Here is a 16,301-nt window from a genome sequence, read left to right as displayed (position 1 = left end):
TCATATAGCTGCATCTGTTTCGGTATCTGCCGACCGCAACGCGCATTACCGCTATTTGATAGCACGCCAGGCTCGTTGAAGCGCTGCCTGCGCAACCCGAGGTATCCACATGACTGACCGTATGACCGCCGCCGTGCCTGTTTCAGGCCCTGCCGGCACTGCCATTTCCCGACGCTTTCCGCTGGCCGCCTTGCTGGCGCTCGCGATGACCAGCTTTATCGCCATCCTGGCCGAAACCTTGCCCGCGGGCCTGTTGCCGCAGATTTCGCAGGGTCTCGGCATTTCCGAAGTCATGACGGGTCAGCTCGTCACGGTGTTTGCGATCGGCTCCATCCTGACCGCCATCCCCCTGACCGCCATGACCAGCGGCTGGCGCCGCCGCAAGGTGCTGCTGCTGGCCGTCGGCGGCTTCCTGGTCTTCAATACCATGACGGCGCTGGCGCCCAATTACATGGTGGCGCTGGCCTCGCGCTTCCTGGCCGGCATGGCGGCCGGGCTGGCCTGGGGCTTGATGGCCGGCTATGCGCGCCGCATGGTCAGCGTGGAGCAGCAGGGCAGGGCGATGGCCATCGCCATGATCGGCACGCCGCTGGCCCTGTCTCTGGGCGTGCCGCTGGGCACCCTGATGGGCGGCGTGCTGGGCTGGCGCAGCATCTTCGGCATCATGTCGGGCCTGGCCGTGGTGCTGGTTGCCTGGATACTGGTGGCCGTGCCCGATTATCCGGGGCAAAAGAATGGCGAACGGCTGTCGATCCGCCAGGTGTTCATGACGCCGGGCGTGCGGCCGATCCTGGCGGTGATCGTCGCCTGGATGCTGGCGCATAACATTCTGTATACCTATATCGCGCCGTTCCTGGCGCCGTCCGGCTTGCGTCCCCGCATCGACCTGGTGCTGCTCGTGTATGGCGTGGGCTCGCTGGCCGGCATCTGGCTGGTCAGCCAGCTGATCGACCGCTGGCTGCGCCCGCTCGTGCTGGGCTGCCTCGCCGCGTTGGCCTGCGTGGTGGTGGCACTGGGCCTGGCGATGGACTCGCCGGCCGTCATCTATGTCAGCATGGCCATCTGGGGCGTCACCTTTGGCGGCGCCGGCACCTTGCTGCAGACGGCTTCGGCCGACGCGGCCGGCGACGGCATGGATGTGGCGCAAGCGATGGTGGCGACCATCTGGAACGTGGCCATCGCGGGCGGCGGCTTGGCGGGCGGCGTGCTGCTGGACGGCTATGGCGCGGCCTCGTTCCCGTGGGCCATGCTGGCCTTGCTGCTGGTGGCGCTGATCATCGCCTGGCGCGCGCGCCGCTACAGTTTCAAGCCGGGCCGGCGCAGCGGCGGCCCGGTGGCAGGTCACTAATAACATTGTTATTTTGAATGACAGTGTGTTGAAATGTGAGCAGATGTGACTGGCAAGCACATTTTGTGACGATTTGTTAATTTGCGCCACAGGAATGAATGAGGCGTTAGAATCTACACAGTTTGACAAGTTTCTCAAGCGAAAGAGGTGGCAATAGCCACCCCTTTCGCGGGCTGTCAGCCATATTAACTACCTAGGAGTACCCCATGACCGTGATGAAATCCGTCCTTGTTGCCGCCGCTGCCACCGTTGCCTTGAGCGCACAAGCCCAATCCCTGCCGACCAACGGCACCCTGGTGGTCGTACCCGCGTTTGGCGAAGTCAAGCATGTCAATGACCAGGTGGTCGCTACCCTGGCCGTCGAAGAACAGGACAAGGACAAGGCTGCCGCCGCGTCGCGAGTCAACCAGAAGATGAACAAGGGCATCGCCATCGTCAAGCAGGCCGATCCTTCTGCCGCGCTGAAATCGTACGGCTATTACACCTATCCCGTGTATCCGGAAGAGCGCCCGCTGCCAGCCGGCGCCGTGGCCAAGCCGCGTTTGCCGACGGCCTGGCGCGTGGGCCAGTACCTGGAAGTGACGACGGCGAATCTGGCGACCCTGCCAAAAACCGTGTCGGCGGCGCAAGGCGTGCTGACCCTGAATGGCTTGAATTTCGGCCTGAAGCCGGAAACCATCCGCCTGCTGGACGACCAGCGCATCGCCGCCACGTATAAGAACCTGAACGAACGCGTCGCCGCCATCGCCAAGGCCATGGGCCGCAATGTTGCCGACGCCGTGCTCGATACGGTGGACTTCGAAGGTTCGGGCAACTATGTCACCGAAAACCGTGCTGCCGCCGCACCGATGATGATGCGCAGCGCCAAGATGGCCGAAGACAGCACCGTCGCCGAACCGAGCTTCGAGCCGGGCGAAACGACGCTCGACATGCGTGTCGTCGGCAAGGTCAAGTTCAAGTAAGTGCATTAGCGTGGAAACAATTCCGCGTTAGACTGTTTTAAAAATCATGGGGCTGTTGGCCCCATGATCGTTTTTGCCCCTTTATTTTTCAGGAGAACACCATGACCGTCATGAAAACCATGCTGGCCGCCGCTGTCGTTACCGCCGCCGCCACCGTTGCCATGGGCGCACAAGCCCAGGCCTTGCCCACTTCCGGCACCCTCGTGGTGGTGCCCGCCAACGGCGAAGTCGTGCATGCGAACGACCAGGTGACCGTCACCCTGGCCATCGAAGAGCAGGACAAGGACAAGGCCGCCGCTGCCTCGCGCGTGAACCAGAAGATGAACCAGGGCGCCGCCATCGTCAAGAAAGCCGATCCGCAAGCCGTGCTGAAAACCCAGGGCTACTACACGTATGCCGTGTACCCGGAAACGGCGCCGCTGCCGCCAGGCGTCGCCGCCAAGCCGCGCGTGCCGACGGGCTGGAGAGTGGGCCAATACCTGCAGGTCACGACGACCAACCTGGCCGCCTTGCCGAAAACCGTTTCCGCGGCGCAAGGCGTGCTGACCCTGAACCGCCTGAACTTCGGCCTGGCGCCCGCCACCATCCGCAAGCTCGACGACCAGCGCATCGCCGCCGCCTATAGGAACCTGAACGAACGCGTGGCCGCCATCGCCGGCGCCATGGGCCGCAACGTCAATGACGCCGTGATCGACACCATCGATTTCGAAGGCTCGGGCAATTACGCGCAGCGCGTCAGCGTGGCCGGCGCGCGCAACATGAGTGCCGACGCCATGGGCTATGGCGGCAACCAGGTGGCCGAACCGAGCTTCGAGCCAGGCGAAACGACCCTCAATATGGGCCTGGTGGCGAAGGTCAAGTTCAAATAAGGCTAGCTTCGGGATCAATATTGTCAGCTTGACGCCGCCACGCTTTTCTTTGGCGGCAGCTCCTCTATAATGGCAATATCGGCGGGCGCATGGCGAGACAGTCATGCGCCCGCCATCTGGCACCGATTCCCCCGCAGTACACAAGATATGGAACAACATGGCAAACTTCCCCCGTCGTAGAGGCAAGAACGGCACTCCCGCAGCATCCAAAGCGTCCCGCTTCAGCAAATTCGTGCGCCAGCCGGTGACCGATGGCACTGGCAAGAAAACCTTGCGCCGCCGCGGCATCTATCTGTTGCCGAACGCCTTCACGACGGCAGCCCTGTTTTGCGGTTTCTACGCCATCGTCATGGCCATGAACCAGAAATTCGAACACGCGGCCTGGGCCATCTTCATCGCCATGATCCTCGACGGCCTTGACGGCCGCATCGCGCGCCTGACGAATACGCAGAGCGAATTCGGCGCCCAGTACGACAGCCTGTCCGACATGGTGTCGTTCGGCGCCGCGCCCGCGCTGGTGATCTACGAATGGTCGCTGCGCGGCATGGGCAAGCTGGGCTGGCTGGCCGCCTTCGTGTATTGCGCCGGCGCGGCCTTGCGCCTGGCCCGCTTCAACACGAATATCGCCGTGGTCGACAAGCGCTTCTTCCAGGGCTTGCCCAGCCCGGCGGCGGCCGCCATGGTGGCCGGCTTCATCCTGTTGATGAACGACCTGGAATTTGCCGGCAACCAGCTGGCCTGGGTGTCGTGGGCGATCGCCCTGTTTTCCGGCCTGACCATGGTCACCAACGTGCCGTTCTACAGCTTCAAGGATGTGAATTTCCGCAAGTCCGTGCCGTTCATCGTGGTATTCCTGCTGGCATTGTTCTTTGCGCTCATCTCCATCGACCCGCCGAAAGTGCTGTTCCCGATTTTCGTCGCCTATGGCCTGTCCGGCTACGCCGTGTTCTTCTGGCGCATGGCGAAGGGCAAGCCCGTCAGCATTATCCAGACCGACCCCGAGCATTGATGCGCTGAGTCGGTAGCGTCGCCAGTCTTCAGCCAGCCAGGAGCAGCCATGAGCACCAGCAACCGACTCATCATTTTTGACACCACCTTGCGCGACGGCGAGCAATCGCCGGGCGCCTCCATGACGCGCGAGGAAAAGCTGCGCATCGCCAAGCAGCTCGAGCGCCTGAAGGTCGACGTGATCGAAGCGGGCTTCGCCGCCGCCTCGCAAGGCGACTTCGAGTCGATACGGGCGATAGCCGGCGCCGTGCGCGAGTCGACCATCTGCTCGCTGTCGCGCGCCAACGACCGCGACATCGCCCGCGCCGCCGAAGCGCTGGCGCCGGCCGAGCGCAAGCGCATCCACACTTTCATTGCCACGTCGCCCCTGCACATGCAGATGAAGCTGCGCATGACGCCAGAGCAAGTGCTGACGCAAGCGCAAAACGCCGTGCGCTACGCGCGCCAGTTCACGGACGACATCGAATTCAGCCCCGAAGACGGCAGCCGCTCCGACGAGGATTTCCTGTGTCGCGTGCTGGAAGGCGTGATTGCCGAGGGCGCCACCACCATCAATTTCCCCGATACGGTGGGCTACGCCGTGCCGGAAATCTTCGGCGCCACCATCAAACGCTTGCGCGAACGCATCCCGAACGCCGATAAAGCCGTCTGGTCTGTCCATTGTCATAACGACCTGGGCCTGGCTGTGGCCAATTCGCTGGCCGGTGTCATGATAGGCGGCGCGCGGCAAATCGAATGCACGATCAATGGCCTGGGCGAGCGGGCCGGCAACACGGCGCTGGAAGAAGTGGTGATGGCGCTGCGCACGCGCGCCGCCTATTACAACTTGACGGTGGGTATCGACACGACGCAAATCGTGGCCGCATCCAAGATGGTGTCGCAAATCACGGGCTTTGCCGTGCAGCCGAACAAGGCCGTCGTCGGCGCGAACGCCTTTGCGCACGCGTCCGGCATCCACCAGGACGGCATCTTGAAGGCGCGCGAGACGTATGAAATCATGCGCGCCGAAGACGTGGGCTGGACGGCCAACAAGATCGTGCTGGGAAAATTGTCGGGCCGCAACGCCTTCAAGCAGCGGCTGCACGAGCTGGGCATCGCGCTGGAATCGGAAGCGGACATCAATGCCGCCTTCATCCGCTTCAAGGAGTTGGCGGACCGGAAATCCGAAATATTCGACGAAGACATCATGGCCCTCGTCAGCGAGGAACAGCAGGCGCAGGAGAGTGAGCACTACCGTTTCATTTCATTGACGCAGCAGTCGACGACGGGCGCCGTGCCGCATGCGCGCGTGGAATTCCTCGTCGGCGGCAAGCAACTGAGCTGCGAAGGGCGGGGCGACGGCCCCGTCGACGCCACCGTCAACGCCATCGAAAGCGCGGCCGCCAGCGGCGCGGAGCTGGTCTTGTTCTCCGTCAATGCCATCAGCACGGGCACGCAGTCGCAGGGCGAAGTCACCATGCGATTGTCGCGCGACGGGCGCATCGTCAACGGCGTGGGCGCCGACCCGGACATCATCGTCGCATCGGCGAAGGCGTATCTGTCGGCGCTGAATAAACTGCATGCCAAGGATGAGCGCATCGATCCCCAGCCGTAAGTCGGGGGTCAGACCCGCCGGGTCTGACCCCCGAATTTGATGCTCACCGTACCAGAGTACGCTTGCGCTTCTTAGCCACCTCTCTCTTCCGCTCGCTACGGTTTTATCAGGCGTCGTTACGCCGGTAATGTTTTACCAGAAAAACCGCCGCTCTTCCTTGGCCGGATCGGGGCCGTTCATCATCATGCGCACGATGCCGTCGTGGTCGAAGTGCACGTGCATCATGGAATCCCACACGCCCGATTCCTTGTAGCGGTAAGACCAGACGTGCAGTTTCGGCAGCGACAGATACGACGTTTCCGTCGGGCGGCCCAGGGTGTGCAGCACGTCTTGCTGGGTCGACACGCCCACCTTGATGCGGGCAAAGCCCGGCGTATCGAGCACTTGCTCGTAGGAAATGAGCTTGTCGTCGGGGCCGAAACGGGCCATGTACGTGTACTGGCCGTAGGGGCCCGTCGCGTATTCCAGTTCCGCGCCCGTGGGCAGCTGGTAGATGTTGCTTGGCCGGCCCAGGCGCGCTTCCACGGCGGCGCGCGGCTCGCCCGGTTGCGGCGGCGGGACGTTCCAGCTGGCGCAGCCGGCCAGGACGGCAAACAGCATGGGTGTTGCTAATTTGAGCAGATTTTTCATGTTTGACCTCCTGAAATGCAGGAAAACCCTATCATGCACCGAGAAAAGCGCGCACGGCAGGATACAGGCGGGCATTTTTCCGATATACTTGCGCGTCTGGTTGGCAGCATAGGCCAGTATTTTAATAATCGTAGTTCACGGTGGATAGGGTTCAGACTCTGTGCACCGCATGTGAAAGGTTTATCATGACAGTAGAAAACATCAACAAAGCCGCTATCATCGCGGACAACGCACGTGGTCAAAACGACACCGGCTCCCCTGAAGTGCAAGTTGCACTGCTGACAGCTCGCATCAACGAACTGAACGGCCACTTCAAAGCCCACTCGAAAGATCACCACTCCCGCCGCGGCCTGATCATGATGGTCAACCGTCGTAAGAGCCTGTTGTCCTACCTGAAGGCTAAAGACGCTACCCGTTATCGCGACCTGATCGCTAAACTTGGTCTGCGCAAGTAATTTTTGCCGTACAAGGTTTATACAGAAATGCCTGCGCCAGTTCGCTGACGCGGGCATTTTGTCATTTGAATTCCGGATTTATGTCGAGAAGTACAGTATTCTCTACCGATATCATGTTTTAAAAGTAAAGTAGCAAAGGTGGCAACAAGTAAAGGCAGCATTTTTACGCCGCCTGTGGTGAGGTGAACGACAGCCCCTGAAAATCTGTCGGCAATTAGAAAAGGGATACCCCATGTTTAACAAAGTTACGAAAACCTTCCAGTACGGTCAACACCAAGTGACCCTGGAAACCGGCGAAATCGCACGTCAGGCATCCGGCGCAGTGCTGGTGTCGATCGAAGATACCGTCGTTCTGGCAACGGTGGTGGCACGCAAAGATGCCAAGCCAGGCCAGGATTTCTTCCCTTTGACGGTTGATTATGTCGAGAAAACCTATGCTGCCGGTAAAATCCCGGGCGGTTTTTTCAAGCGCGAAGGCCGTCCTTCCGAAAAAGAAACACTGACATCCCGTTTGATCGACCGTCCTATCCGTCCGCTGTTCCCGGAAGGCTACCTGAATGAAGTGCAAGTCATCATTCACGTGCTGTCGGTCAACCCTGAAATCGATCCGGACATCGCCGCCATGATCGGCGCCTCGGCTGCCCTGTGCGTATCGGGCGTGCCTTTCAACGGTCCTATCGGCGCCGCGCGCGTCGGTTACGCCAATGGCCAGTACATCCTGAACCCGACCGTCCAGCAACTGAAAACGTCGGAAATGGACCTGGTGGTCGCCGGTACCGAAACGGCCGTGCTGATGGTCGAATCGGAAGCGAAACAGCTGTCCGAAGAAATCATGCTGGGCGCCGTGGTCTTCGGCCACGACCAGATGAAAGTCGTCATCGACGCGATTCACGACCTGGTGCGTGACGGCGGCAAGCCGGAAGTGGAATGGGCGCCAGCGCCGAAAAACGAAGCACTGATCGCCCGCGTCGCGCATTTCGCCAACGCCAAGATCAATGACGCGTATCAAACCAAGGACAAGCAGGAACGTACGGCCAAGCTGAAAGCGGCGACGTCGGAAGTGATCGCCGACCTGTCGGCCGAAGCGGCTGCCGCCGGCGGCGCGTCGATCGACAGCGCTGAAGTCAACAACATCCTGTTCGACATCGAAGCGAAAATCGTGCGTACGCAAATCCTGGACGGCGAGCCACGCATCGACGGCCGCGACACGCGCACCGTGCGTCCGATCTCGATCCGCACCAGCGTGCTGCCACGCACCCACGGTTCGGCCCTGTTCACGCGCGGCGAAACGCAAGCGCTGGTCGTCGCTACCCTGGGCACCGCCCGCGACAGCCAGAAGATCGATGCGCTGATGGGCGAGTTCACGGATTCGTTCATGCTGCATTACAACATGCCTCCATTCGCCACCGGCGAAACGGGCCGTGTCGGTACGCCAAAACGCCGCGAAATCGGCCACGGCCGCCTGGCCAAGCGCGCGCTGATCGCCGCCCTGCCAGCAGCTGAAGAGTTCAGCTACTCGGTGCGCCTGGTATCGGAAATCACGGAATCGAACGGTTCCTCGTCGATGGCATCGGTGTGCGGCGGCTGCCTGGCACTGATGGACGCCGGCGTGCCGATGAAAGAACACGTGGCCGGTATCGCCATGGGCCTGATCAAGGAAGGCGGCAAGTTTGCCGTGCTGTCCGACATCCTGGGCGACGAAGATCACCTGGGCGACATGGACTTCAAGGTAGCCGGTACCCGTAACGGTATCACGGCGCTGCAGATGGACATCAAGATCATGGGCATCACCAAGGAAATCATGCAAGTGGCACTGGCGCAAGCCAAGGAAGGCCGCGAGCACATCCTGGGCGAAATGCAAAAAGCCATGCCGCACGTCAAAACCGAACTGTCGGATTTCGCACCGCGTCTGATCACCATCAAGATCAACCCGGAAAAAATCCGTGACGTGATCGGCAAGGGCGGCGCCGTGATCCGCGCGCTGACCGAAGAGACGGGCACCCAGATCGACATCAGCGACGAAGGCGTGGTCACCATCGCTTCCGTCGACGCCGCTGCCGGCCAGGAAGCCAAGCGCCGTATCGAAGAACTGACCGCTTCCGTCGAAGTGGGCAAGACCTACGAAGGCACCGTGCTGAAACTGCTGGACTTCGGCGCCATCGTGCAAGTCATGCCAGGCAAGGACGGCTTGCTGCACATCTCGCAGATCGCCAACGAGCGCGTCAACGCCGTGGCCGACTACCTGAAAGAAGGCCAGCTGGTGCGCGTCAAAGTGCTGGAAACGGATGACCGCGGCCGTTTGAAGCTGTCGATGAAAGCTGCCGAAGGCAACGAAGCGCCAGCCGCTTGATGTCCTTCAGGTTCGCCTGAGTGCGGCTTCGGCCGCATGCTCAAAAACCGCCGGCGCGCAAGCCCTGGCGGTTTTTTTATGCGCCGCGTTTGCGCTGTATCGAAGGCGTGTGCCGGCTTGTCCGCCTGTCTGCACCGGCCTTGATCCAGCGCGTATCGGCCGCCGCTGCTCTCTGTAGATTCGGCATGGGATCTTCCCCTGAACGAGTCTTCCAAGGAGATGCAGCATGCGCACATACTGCGGGCTGGCCGCCGCCTTTCTGCTTGCCGTCGCGCCCGGTGTCCGGGCGCAGCTGGACAGCGCACCGACGCCGGTGCCGTTGCCCATCCCTATCGCCGCCGCGTCCGCGGCCATGCCGGCGCAAGACCTCGACGCCTTGCGCGCCGTGCATGCGCGCGAAATCAATGACCTCAGCACCTTCAGGACGGCGGGCTTGCAGCGCGAAGCCATCGATCCCTACCTGGACAGCGCGCCGGGCCAGCAATTCCTGCGCGAACTGCGCGCCGCCGATCCTGCCGCCCCGGCCGAGACGATTTACGCGCGCGCGGTCGAGCAGCTCGCCTCCGGCAGCACCTTGCCCGATGTGCAAGCCATGTCGGCCGCGCTGGTGAAGATTGTGCCGCATGGCCAGAATGTGTCGCCGTACTCGCCGTATTTCACCACCAGCGCGCAATTGCAGCTGGCTTCGGGCCAGTGCGCCAGCCTGGCCGACTGTTTCGGCTTGCCCTTGAAGAGCGAGGCGCCGCTGTATGATGTGTATCAGGTCATGCCCAAGGGTACCGTCAGCGTGTTCGTCAGCCAGGTGGCGCCGACGGAAGAGCTGGGCGGGCTGGTGCGGCGCCGTGGCGGGGCGCAGCAGTATCTGCTGCCCAACCGCAGCCTGTGGTCGGCCCCCGTGCTGATCGGCACGATCAAGAATTGAGGAGAGATGATGGATCAACCGCGCCTGCAAGCCCATGCCGCCGAACTGGAACAGTTGTTGACGCGTCTGGCGCCCGCCGATGGGGAAGTGGCCGACCTGCGCAGCGCGCTGGAGCCGCTGCTGGCCCTGGCGGGCAGCGGCGCCTTGACGACGCCCCTGCCGTGGGGCGACATCCCCGGCGGGCGTTATTTCACGGAAGGCGGCTTGCGCCGTTACCCCGAGCTGGAGCAGGCATTTTCCCGTTTCCGCATCGAGGCGACGGGCGGCGAATCGCCGGCCCTGCGCAAGCTGCGCGGCGAGATCTGATTAATATATGGTATCAATTGTTGTTTATGGGTAATTGACTGTCAGTATTGCTTGACGACAAAATCTTATTCCCTGACCATGGCGCATCCCTCCCGATTTTCTCTTTTTTATTGGATGCACCATGTTGTCCTCCCTTAAGGCGCGGCTGATCGCCATCGCCGTTTCCATCGTCGTGCTGGCCATGCTGGCCGTCGCCATCGCCAACTTCTTCACTACCCGCTCCAGCACCCTGGCCGCGCTCGACACGCAGATGCTGCAGTTGTCGCACAGCCATGCCGCGGCCATCGCCGAATGGCTGCGTTCCAAGCAAGCCGTCGTGGGCTCGCTCAAGCAGGGCGCCACGGCGGCCGATCCGCTGCCAGCCCTGAAGGCGGCCGAGCAGGCCGGCACCTTCGACATGGCGTATATCGGCTTTGCCGACAAGCACGCCGTCTTTTCGCAGGAGCGCAAGCGCGCCGCCGACTACGATCCCACGGCGCGGCCCTGGTACAAGCTGGCGTCCGAAGTGGGCGGCCCCATCATCACGGCGCCCTACATCGGCGCCAGCACGGGCAAGCTGGTGGTGACGTTTGCCGAGCCGCTGGGCGGCAAGGGCAGCGTCACGGGCGTGATGGCGGCCGACGTGATGATGGATGCGGTGGTGCAAAATGTCGCCTCGATCAAGCCGACGGCGTCCAGCTATGCCTTCCTCGTCGATGGCGGCGGCAAGATCATCGCCCATCCGGACGGCAAGCTGACCCTGAAGCCGCTGGCCGAGCTGGACCCGGGCCTCAGTGCGCAGGCGCTGGCCGATATCGAAAAGAGCGGCGACGGCGCCGCCATTCGCCTGGGTGAACGCAATGGCATCTTGCATGTGAGTAAGGTGCCGGGCAGCGACTGGCTGCTGGCGACCGTGCTCGACCGTGCAGAAGCGACGCAAGCCCTGAGCTCCATGCTGCGCGCCTCGGCATTGACGGCCTTGCTGGTGCTGGCCCTGGCCGCCACGGTCTTGAGCGTGCTGGTGGCGCGCGCCTTGCGCCGCCTGGGCCTGGTGCGCGATGCGATGGAAGCGATCGCCACGGGCGACGGCGACCTGACCAGCCGCCTCGACGCGGAAGGCACGGACGAGCTGGCGCAGATCGCCAAGGCGTTCAACTTGTTCGTCGAAAAGATCGCCACCGTGCTGGTGCAGATCCGCAGCATCAGCAGCCTGGTGCGCAGCGAATCGGCCGATATTGCCGCAGGTAATGCCGACCTGTCCTCGCGCACGGAAGCGCAGGCGGGCGCGCTGGAAGAAACGGCCAGTTCGATGGATGAGCTGACGTCGACCGTCAAGCAGAATGCGGAAAACGCGCATGCGGCCAATGAGCTGGCCGTGTCCGCCTCGGAAGTGGCGGCCAAGGGCGGCCGCGTGGTGCAGCAAGTGGTCGGCACCATGGCCGGCATCCAGGAAAGCTCGCGCAAGATCGTCGACATCATCGGCGTGATCGACGGCATCGCCTTCCAGACGAATATCCTGGCCCTGAACGCGGCCGTCGAGGCGGCGCGCGCGGGCGAGCAGGGCAGGGGCTTTGCCGTGGTGGCGTCCGAAGTGCGCAACCTGGCGCAACGGTCTGCCGGCGCGGCGAAGGAAATCAAGGAATTGATCGGCGATTCGGTGGAGAAAGTCGATGCGGGCGGGCGTCTCGTCGATGAGGCGGGCCAGACCATGGGCCAGGTGGTGGCGTCGGTGCAGCAATTGACGACCATCATGAGCGAGATCACGGTGGCCAGCCGCGAACAGAGCGCCGGCATCGGCGAGATCAATACGGCCGTCACGCACATGGATACCATGACGCAGCAAAACGCGGCCCTCGTCGAGCAAGCCGCCGCTGCCGCGGAAAGCCTGCAGGAGCAGGCCGTGGACCTGGCGCAAGCCGTCGGCATGTTCCGCCTTGGCGATGCGGGTCCTGCCGCGGCGCCCACGCCCGTGACCCGCCTCAAGGCGAAGCCGGTCGTTCGTGCCCCCGCGCCGCGCGCGCCAGCCCGCGCGCTGTCGCCGGCCAGGCCCGTCAAGGCGGCCAAGTCCGGCGCCGACGAGTGGGAAGAGTTTTAAGCACGCAGCAGTAAATCGACGTTCATCCGCGTTTTTGTCAGGCCAGCCTGCCAAAAGCGCAGTTCGTCGCAATCGGCGTGTCTGCCGGGGGCGGTATGGCTATAGTGACACCATACCGCAAGCCCACTGCCAGACACCCGAGGAGATTCAAATGAACGTCGCTAAAAACATGGAAGTCATCGCCGTTGCCGCCGCCATCCTGCTCGGCGCCAGCTGCTACGCCATCGCCCCGGCCGCCCCGGCCCTGCAAGTGGCCAGTTCCACGGCCACCCTGGCCGCGCCCGCGAACAAGGCGGCCATGCAAGTGGTGGTGGTCAAGGCCAAGCGCCTGACCGCCCTGGAAAAAGCCCGTTTTGCATAATTGATTGTCAGCAATTTTTGCTGCTGCTACAGTGGCAGCCAGCGGCAATGCGCGCGAGTCCCACGAGGGCGCCGCGACACATAAAAACAAGATACCGAGGATGCATTACATGAAAAAGACACTGCAATTGGCGCTGCTGTTCCTGGCGACTCTGGGCCTGGTGCGCGGCGCGGCCGCCGAGACCCGCTTGCTGGAAATGCGCAACATCGACGCCCGCGTGGTGCGCGTCAAGCTCGATGGCGTGATGGAAGTGCGCATTCGCCAGGGCAACGTGCCTTCGCTGAGCATCACGGCCGACAAGCGCTACATCGCCGACGTCAGCACGGCGCAAAGCGGCGACACCCTGCACATCGAAACGGAAGTGCGCGGCTTCAAGATCGGCCCTTCGTCGATCCGCGCGGACCTGGTCTTGCCGAATTTGCGCGAGCTGAGCTCGGAAGGCTTCGGCAGCACGGACATCACGGGTTTCAAGGGCGAGGAACTGACCCTGTCGCTGGAGGGGGCGGGCAGCATCAAGCTGGTGGGCGACTACCGCAAGCTCAATGCCAGCCTGGGCGGCGTGGGCAGCATGCAGATATGGATCGGTAACAATGAGCGGGCCGAGCTGGACTTGCAGGGTGCGGGCTCTGTCGTGCTGGGCGGACGCGGACGACTCTTGAAAGCCAGCCTGGGCGGCCTGGGCAGCCTGAATGCGCAGCAATTCGAAGCGGACGCCGTGAACCTGGAATTGAGCGGCCTCGGCAACGCCACGGTGAATGCCCATACGAATGCCAAGCTGAACTTGAGCGGGCTCGGTTCGGTGGTGGTGTACGGCAAGCCGGCCAACCGCGATGTCAGCGTCGAGGGCCTGGGCAAAGTTAGCTGGAAGTAAAAGCATCCTGCCGCAGGCCGTATTGGCAGGACAAGAATAAGTAGTCAGACCACATCCCATTCCGATGAAAAAACTGATCATTACATTACTCATGCTGTTGACGATACAGCTACCCGCGCGGGCTGGCTTCGCCGAAGGCGCCAGTGCCTACAACAACAAGAATTACGCCTTGGCCTACAAGGAAATATTGCCCCTTGCCAAGACCGGCAGCGCCGATGCCCAGCACTTGCTGGGCTTGATGTATTACATGGGGCGGGGCTTGCCGCAGGATTACAAGCAAGCCATGTTCTGGCACCGCAAGGCGGCCGAGCAGGGCAAGGCCGACGCCCAGTATGTGGTGGGCGCCATGTATTACACGGGCAACGCCGTGCTGCAGGATCATAAGCAGGCCGTGGGCTGGTTCCGCAAGGCGGCCGAGCAGAATCATGCCGAGGCGCAGCAGGTGCTGGGCCTGATGTACCGCTACCACATGGGCGGCGTGCAGCAGGATAACGTCATCGCCTACATGTTGTGGAATCTGGCGGCCGCGAATGGCAACGCGAATGCGGCCGACCAGCGCGCCGCCGTGGTGCGCAAGATGACGCATGAGCAAGTCGAAGAGGGGCAAGCCCTGTCGGCGAAATGGAAGCCGGGCACGCCCTTGCCGCGCCAGTCGAAAACGGGCGCCGGTTAAGACGGGGCGGTGGTCTGCAGGGGAGGGCGGCTTGGCGTACAATCGCCGTTTTCCCTTGAGAGAGTCCCGCCATGCGTGCAGTTGCCATCAGCCAGCCAGGTCCCGCCGACGTTTTGCGGATCGCGGAACGTCCCATGCCGCAATATAAGGCGGGCGAACTGCTGATCAAGGTGCACGCGGCCGGCATCAACCGCCCCGACGTGCTGCAGCGCCTGGGCAAGTATGCGCCGCCCGCCGGCGCGTCCGACTTGCCGGGCCTGGAAGTGGCGGGCGAAGTCGTCGATGGCGATTTTACCAATACCGGATTCAAGAAGGGCGACCTGGTCTGCGCGCTGGTGCAGGGCGGCGGCTATGCCGAATACTGCGCCGCCCCAAGCGGCCAGTGCCTGCCCTTGCCGCAAGGCTTGACGGCGCTGGAAGGCGCGTCCCTGCCGGAAAACTTCTTTACCGTCTGGAGCAATGTCTTCGACCGCTGCGCGCTGCTTGACGGCGAAACGTTATTGGTGCAGGGCGGCACGTCCGGCATCGGCGTGACGGCCATCCAGCTGGCGGCCGCCCTGGGGCATCGCGTGTTCGCCACGGCGGGCAGCGACGAGAAGGCGCGCGCCTGCGAGGCGCTGGGCGCCGAACGGGGTATCAACTACCGCACGGAAGATTTCGTCGCCGTCGTCAAGGAATTGACCGGTGGCAAAGGCGTCGACGTCATCCTCGACATGGTGGGCGGCGACTACCTGCCGCGCGAAATCGATTGCTTGGCCGACGATGGCCGCATCGGCCTGATCGCCGTGCAGGGCGGCACCAAGGCGGAACTGGACCTGGGTAGCTTGCTGCGCCGCCGCCTGACGGTGACGGGTTCCACCCTGCGCCCCCGTTCCGTCGCCTTCAAGGCGGCCATCGCCAGCCATTTGCGCGCGACCGTCTGGCCGTTGATCGAGGCGGGCAAGATCAAGCCCGTGATCTATCAAACTTTCCCGTTGGAAAAAGCCAACGAGGCGCATGCCTTGATGGAGGCGAGCACGCACGTGGGCAAGATCATGTTGCAAGTTGCCTGAAACGGGGCACTGCCTGTTTGACCGGCATCGGTGCCGGAGTTAGAATGACGGGTTATTAGAATTTAGGCTACTATGCGTCGCAAACTCGTCGTCGGAAATTGGAAAATGAACGGCAGTCGCACCTCGAACGCGGTGTTATTGTCTGAAATAGTTGCTGGCCTGGCTGCCTCTGGCGCCGCCAGCGCCGTCTGTGTGCCTGCGCCGTATCTGGCGCAGTGCCAGGCGCAATTGGCAGGCACGGCCCTTGGCTGGGGCGCGCAGGATGTGTCCGCGCACGCCAGCGGCGCCTACACGGGAGAAATCTCGGCCGCCATGCTGCAGGATTTTGGCTGCGGCTACGTGGTGATCGGGCATTCCGAGCGCCGCGCCTACCATGGCGAGAGCGATGCGCAGGTGGCGGCCAAGACGGTTGCGGCGCTGGCGGCGGGCATCACGCCTATCGTCTGCATCGGCGAAACCCTGGCGCAGCGCGAAGCGGGCCAGACCAATGCCGTGGTGGCGCAGCAACTGGGCGCCGTGCTGGCGGCGATTTCCGCCGACGACGTGGCGAAACTGGTGCTGGCCTATGAGCCAGTCTGGGCCATCGGCACGGGCAAGACCGCCACGCCGCAAATGGCGCAGGACGTGCATCAGGTGTTGCGCGCCCAGCTGGTGGCAAAGAATGCGGTAGCGGCCGCCGGCGTGCAAATCCTGTACGGCGGCAGCATGAAGCCGGAGAACGCAAAAGAATTGATGGCGATGCCGGATATCGATGGCGGTCTGATCGGTGGAGCAGCATTGAAGGCGGCGGATTTCCTGGCGATTATTCACGCCGCTGATTGAATTA

Annotated in this window: 16 protein-coding genes; 15 read left to right on the top strand and 1 reads right to left on the bottom strand. The window is 62.8% G+C overall.

Annotated features, from left to right (window positions below; genetic code table 11):
• Positions 1-121: 121 nt before the first annotated feature.
• The 5 genes from O0879_RS11035 to O0879_RS11015 all read left to right on the top strand — a co-directional run bounded on the left by O0879_RS11035 (position 122) and on the right by O0879_RS11015 (position 5,781).
• The gene (locus O0879_RS11035; protein ID WP_289911474.1) at positions 122-1,348 is read left to right on the top strand and encodes an MFS transporter; all 1,227 of its coding nucleotides are present in this window, start codon (positions 122-124) and stop codon (positions 1,346-1,348) included.
• 206 nt (positions 1,349-1,554) lie between these two features.
• Positions 1,555-2,310 carry an SIMPL domain-containing protein gene (locus tag O0879_RS11030; RefSeq protein WP_251351414.1) on the top strand — a complete coding sequence of 252 codons (756 nt, stop codon included), beginning with the start codon at positions 1,555-1,557 and terminating at the stop codon, positions 2,308-2,310.
• 101 nt (positions 2,311-2,411) lie between these two features.
• The gene (locus O0879_RS11025) at positions 2,412-3,179 is read left to right on the top strand and encodes an SIMPL domain-containing protein (RefSeq protein ID WP_289910815.1); all 768 of its coding nucleotides are present in this window, start codon (positions 2,412-2,414) and stop codon (positions 3,177-3,179) included.
• A gap of 157 nt (positions 3,180-3,336) precedes the next feature.
• Complete coding sequence (gene pssA, locus O0879_RS11020; RefSeq protein WP_077407095.1) at positions 3,337-4,188, top strand: CDP-diacylglycerol--serine O-phosphatidyltransferase; 852 nt, start codon at positions 3,337-3,339, stop codon at positions 4,186-4,188.
• 48 nt (positions 4,189-4,236) lie between these two features.
• The gene (locus O0879_RS11015) at positions 4,237-5,781 is read left to right on the top strand and encodes a 2-isopropylmalate synthase (protein WP_289916429.1); all 1,545 of its coding nucleotides are present in this window, start codon (positions 4,237-4,239) and stop codon (positions 5,779-5,781) included.
• A gap of 132 nt (positions 5,782-5,913) precedes the next feature.
• Here O0879_RS11015 and bamE read toward each other — a convergent pair whose 3' ends face one another.
• The gene (gene bamE / locus O0879_RS11010) at positions 5,914-6,411 is read right to left on the bottom strand and encodes an outer membrane protein assembly factor BamE (protein WP_289916427.1); all 498 of its coding nucleotides are present in this window, start codon (positions 6,409-6,411) and stop codon (positions 5,914-5,916) included.
• 185 nt (positions 6,412-6,596) lie between these two features.
• Between bamE and rpsO the strand changes: the two genes are divergently transcribed.
• From rpsO to tpiA, 10 genes are all read left to right on the top strand, one after another.
• Positions 6,597-6,866 (top strand): 30S ribosomal protein S15, encoded by a 270-nt coding sequence (gene rpsO, locus O0879_RS11005; RefSeq protein ID WP_010399743.1) that lies wholly within the window; start codon positions 6,597-6,599, stop codon positions 6,864-6,866.
• Between the two features lie 232 nt (positions 6,867-7,098).
• Positions 7,099-9,216 (top strand): polyribonucleotide nucleotidyltransferase, encoded by a 2,118-nt coding sequence (gene pnp, locus O0879_RS11000; protein ID WP_010399742.1) that lies wholly within the window; start codon positions 7,099-7,101, stop codon positions 9,214-9,216.
• A 226-nt stretch (positions 9,217-9,442) separates the two neighbouring features.
• Positions 9,443-10,138, top strand: a complete 696-nt coding sequence (locus tag O0879_RS10995; protein ID WP_289916426.1) for a hypothetical protein — start codon at positions 9,443-9,445, stop codon at positions 10,136-10,138.
• 6 nt (positions 10,139-10,144) lie between these two features.
• Positions 10,145-10,444 (top strand): hypothetical protein, encoded by a 300-nt coding sequence (locus tag O0879_RS10990; protein WP_289916425.1) that lies wholly within the window; start codon positions 10,145-10,147, stop codon positions 10,442-10,444.
• Between the two features lie 121 nt (positions 10,445-10,565).
• Positions 10,566-12,518 (top strand): methyl-accepting chemotaxis protein, encoded by a 1,953-nt coding sequence (locus tag O0879_RS10985; protein WP_289916423.1) that lies wholly within the window; start codon positions 10,566-10,568, stop codon positions 12,516-12,518.
• A 151-nt stretch (positions 12,519-12,669) separates the two neighbouring features.
• Positions 12,670-12,879 (top strand): hypothetical protein, encoded by a 210-nt coding sequence (locus tag O0879_RS10980; RefSeq protein ID WP_099667156.1) that lies wholly within the window; start codon positions 12,670-12,672, stop codon positions 12,877-12,879.
• 109 nt (positions 12,880-12,988) lie between these two features.
• Positions 12,989-13,750, top strand: coding sequence for a DUF2807 domain-containing protein (locus tag O0879_RS10975; RefSeq protein WP_289916422.1), 762 nt, complete (start codon positions 12,989-12,991; stop codon positions 13,748-13,750).
• Between the two features lie 64 nt (positions 13,751-13,814).
• Entirely contained in the window at positions 13,815-14,423 is a 609-nt protein-coding gene (locus O0879_RS10970) for a tetratricopeptide repeat protein (RefSeq protein ID WP_289898460.1), read from the top strand.
• 71 nt (positions 14,424-14,494) lie between these two features.
• Entirely contained in the window at positions 14,495-15,475 is a 981-nt protein-coding gene (locus O0879_RS10965; RefSeq protein ID WP_289916421.1) for an NAD(P)H-quinone oxidoreductase, read from the top strand.
• A 72-nt stretch (positions 15,476-15,547) separates the two neighbouring features.
• Complete coding sequence (gene tpiA / locus O0879_RS10960; RefSeq protein ID WP_251351426.1) at positions 15,548-16,297, top strand: triose-phosphate isomerase; 750 nt, start codon at positions 15,548-15,550, stop codon at positions 16,295-16,297.
• The last annotated feature ends 4 nt before the right edge of the window (positions 16,298-16,301 follow it).

Source organism: Janthinobacterium sp. SUN120 (assembly GCF_030397735.1).
Taxonomy (GTDB): Bacteria; Pseudomonadota; Gammaproteobacteria; order Burkholderiales; family Burkholderiaceae_D; genus Janthinobacterium; species Janthinobacterium kumbetense.
The sequence above is the reverse complement of the archived record's forward strand: the minus strand, read 5'-3'. Positions and strand labels throughout refer to the sequence as shown.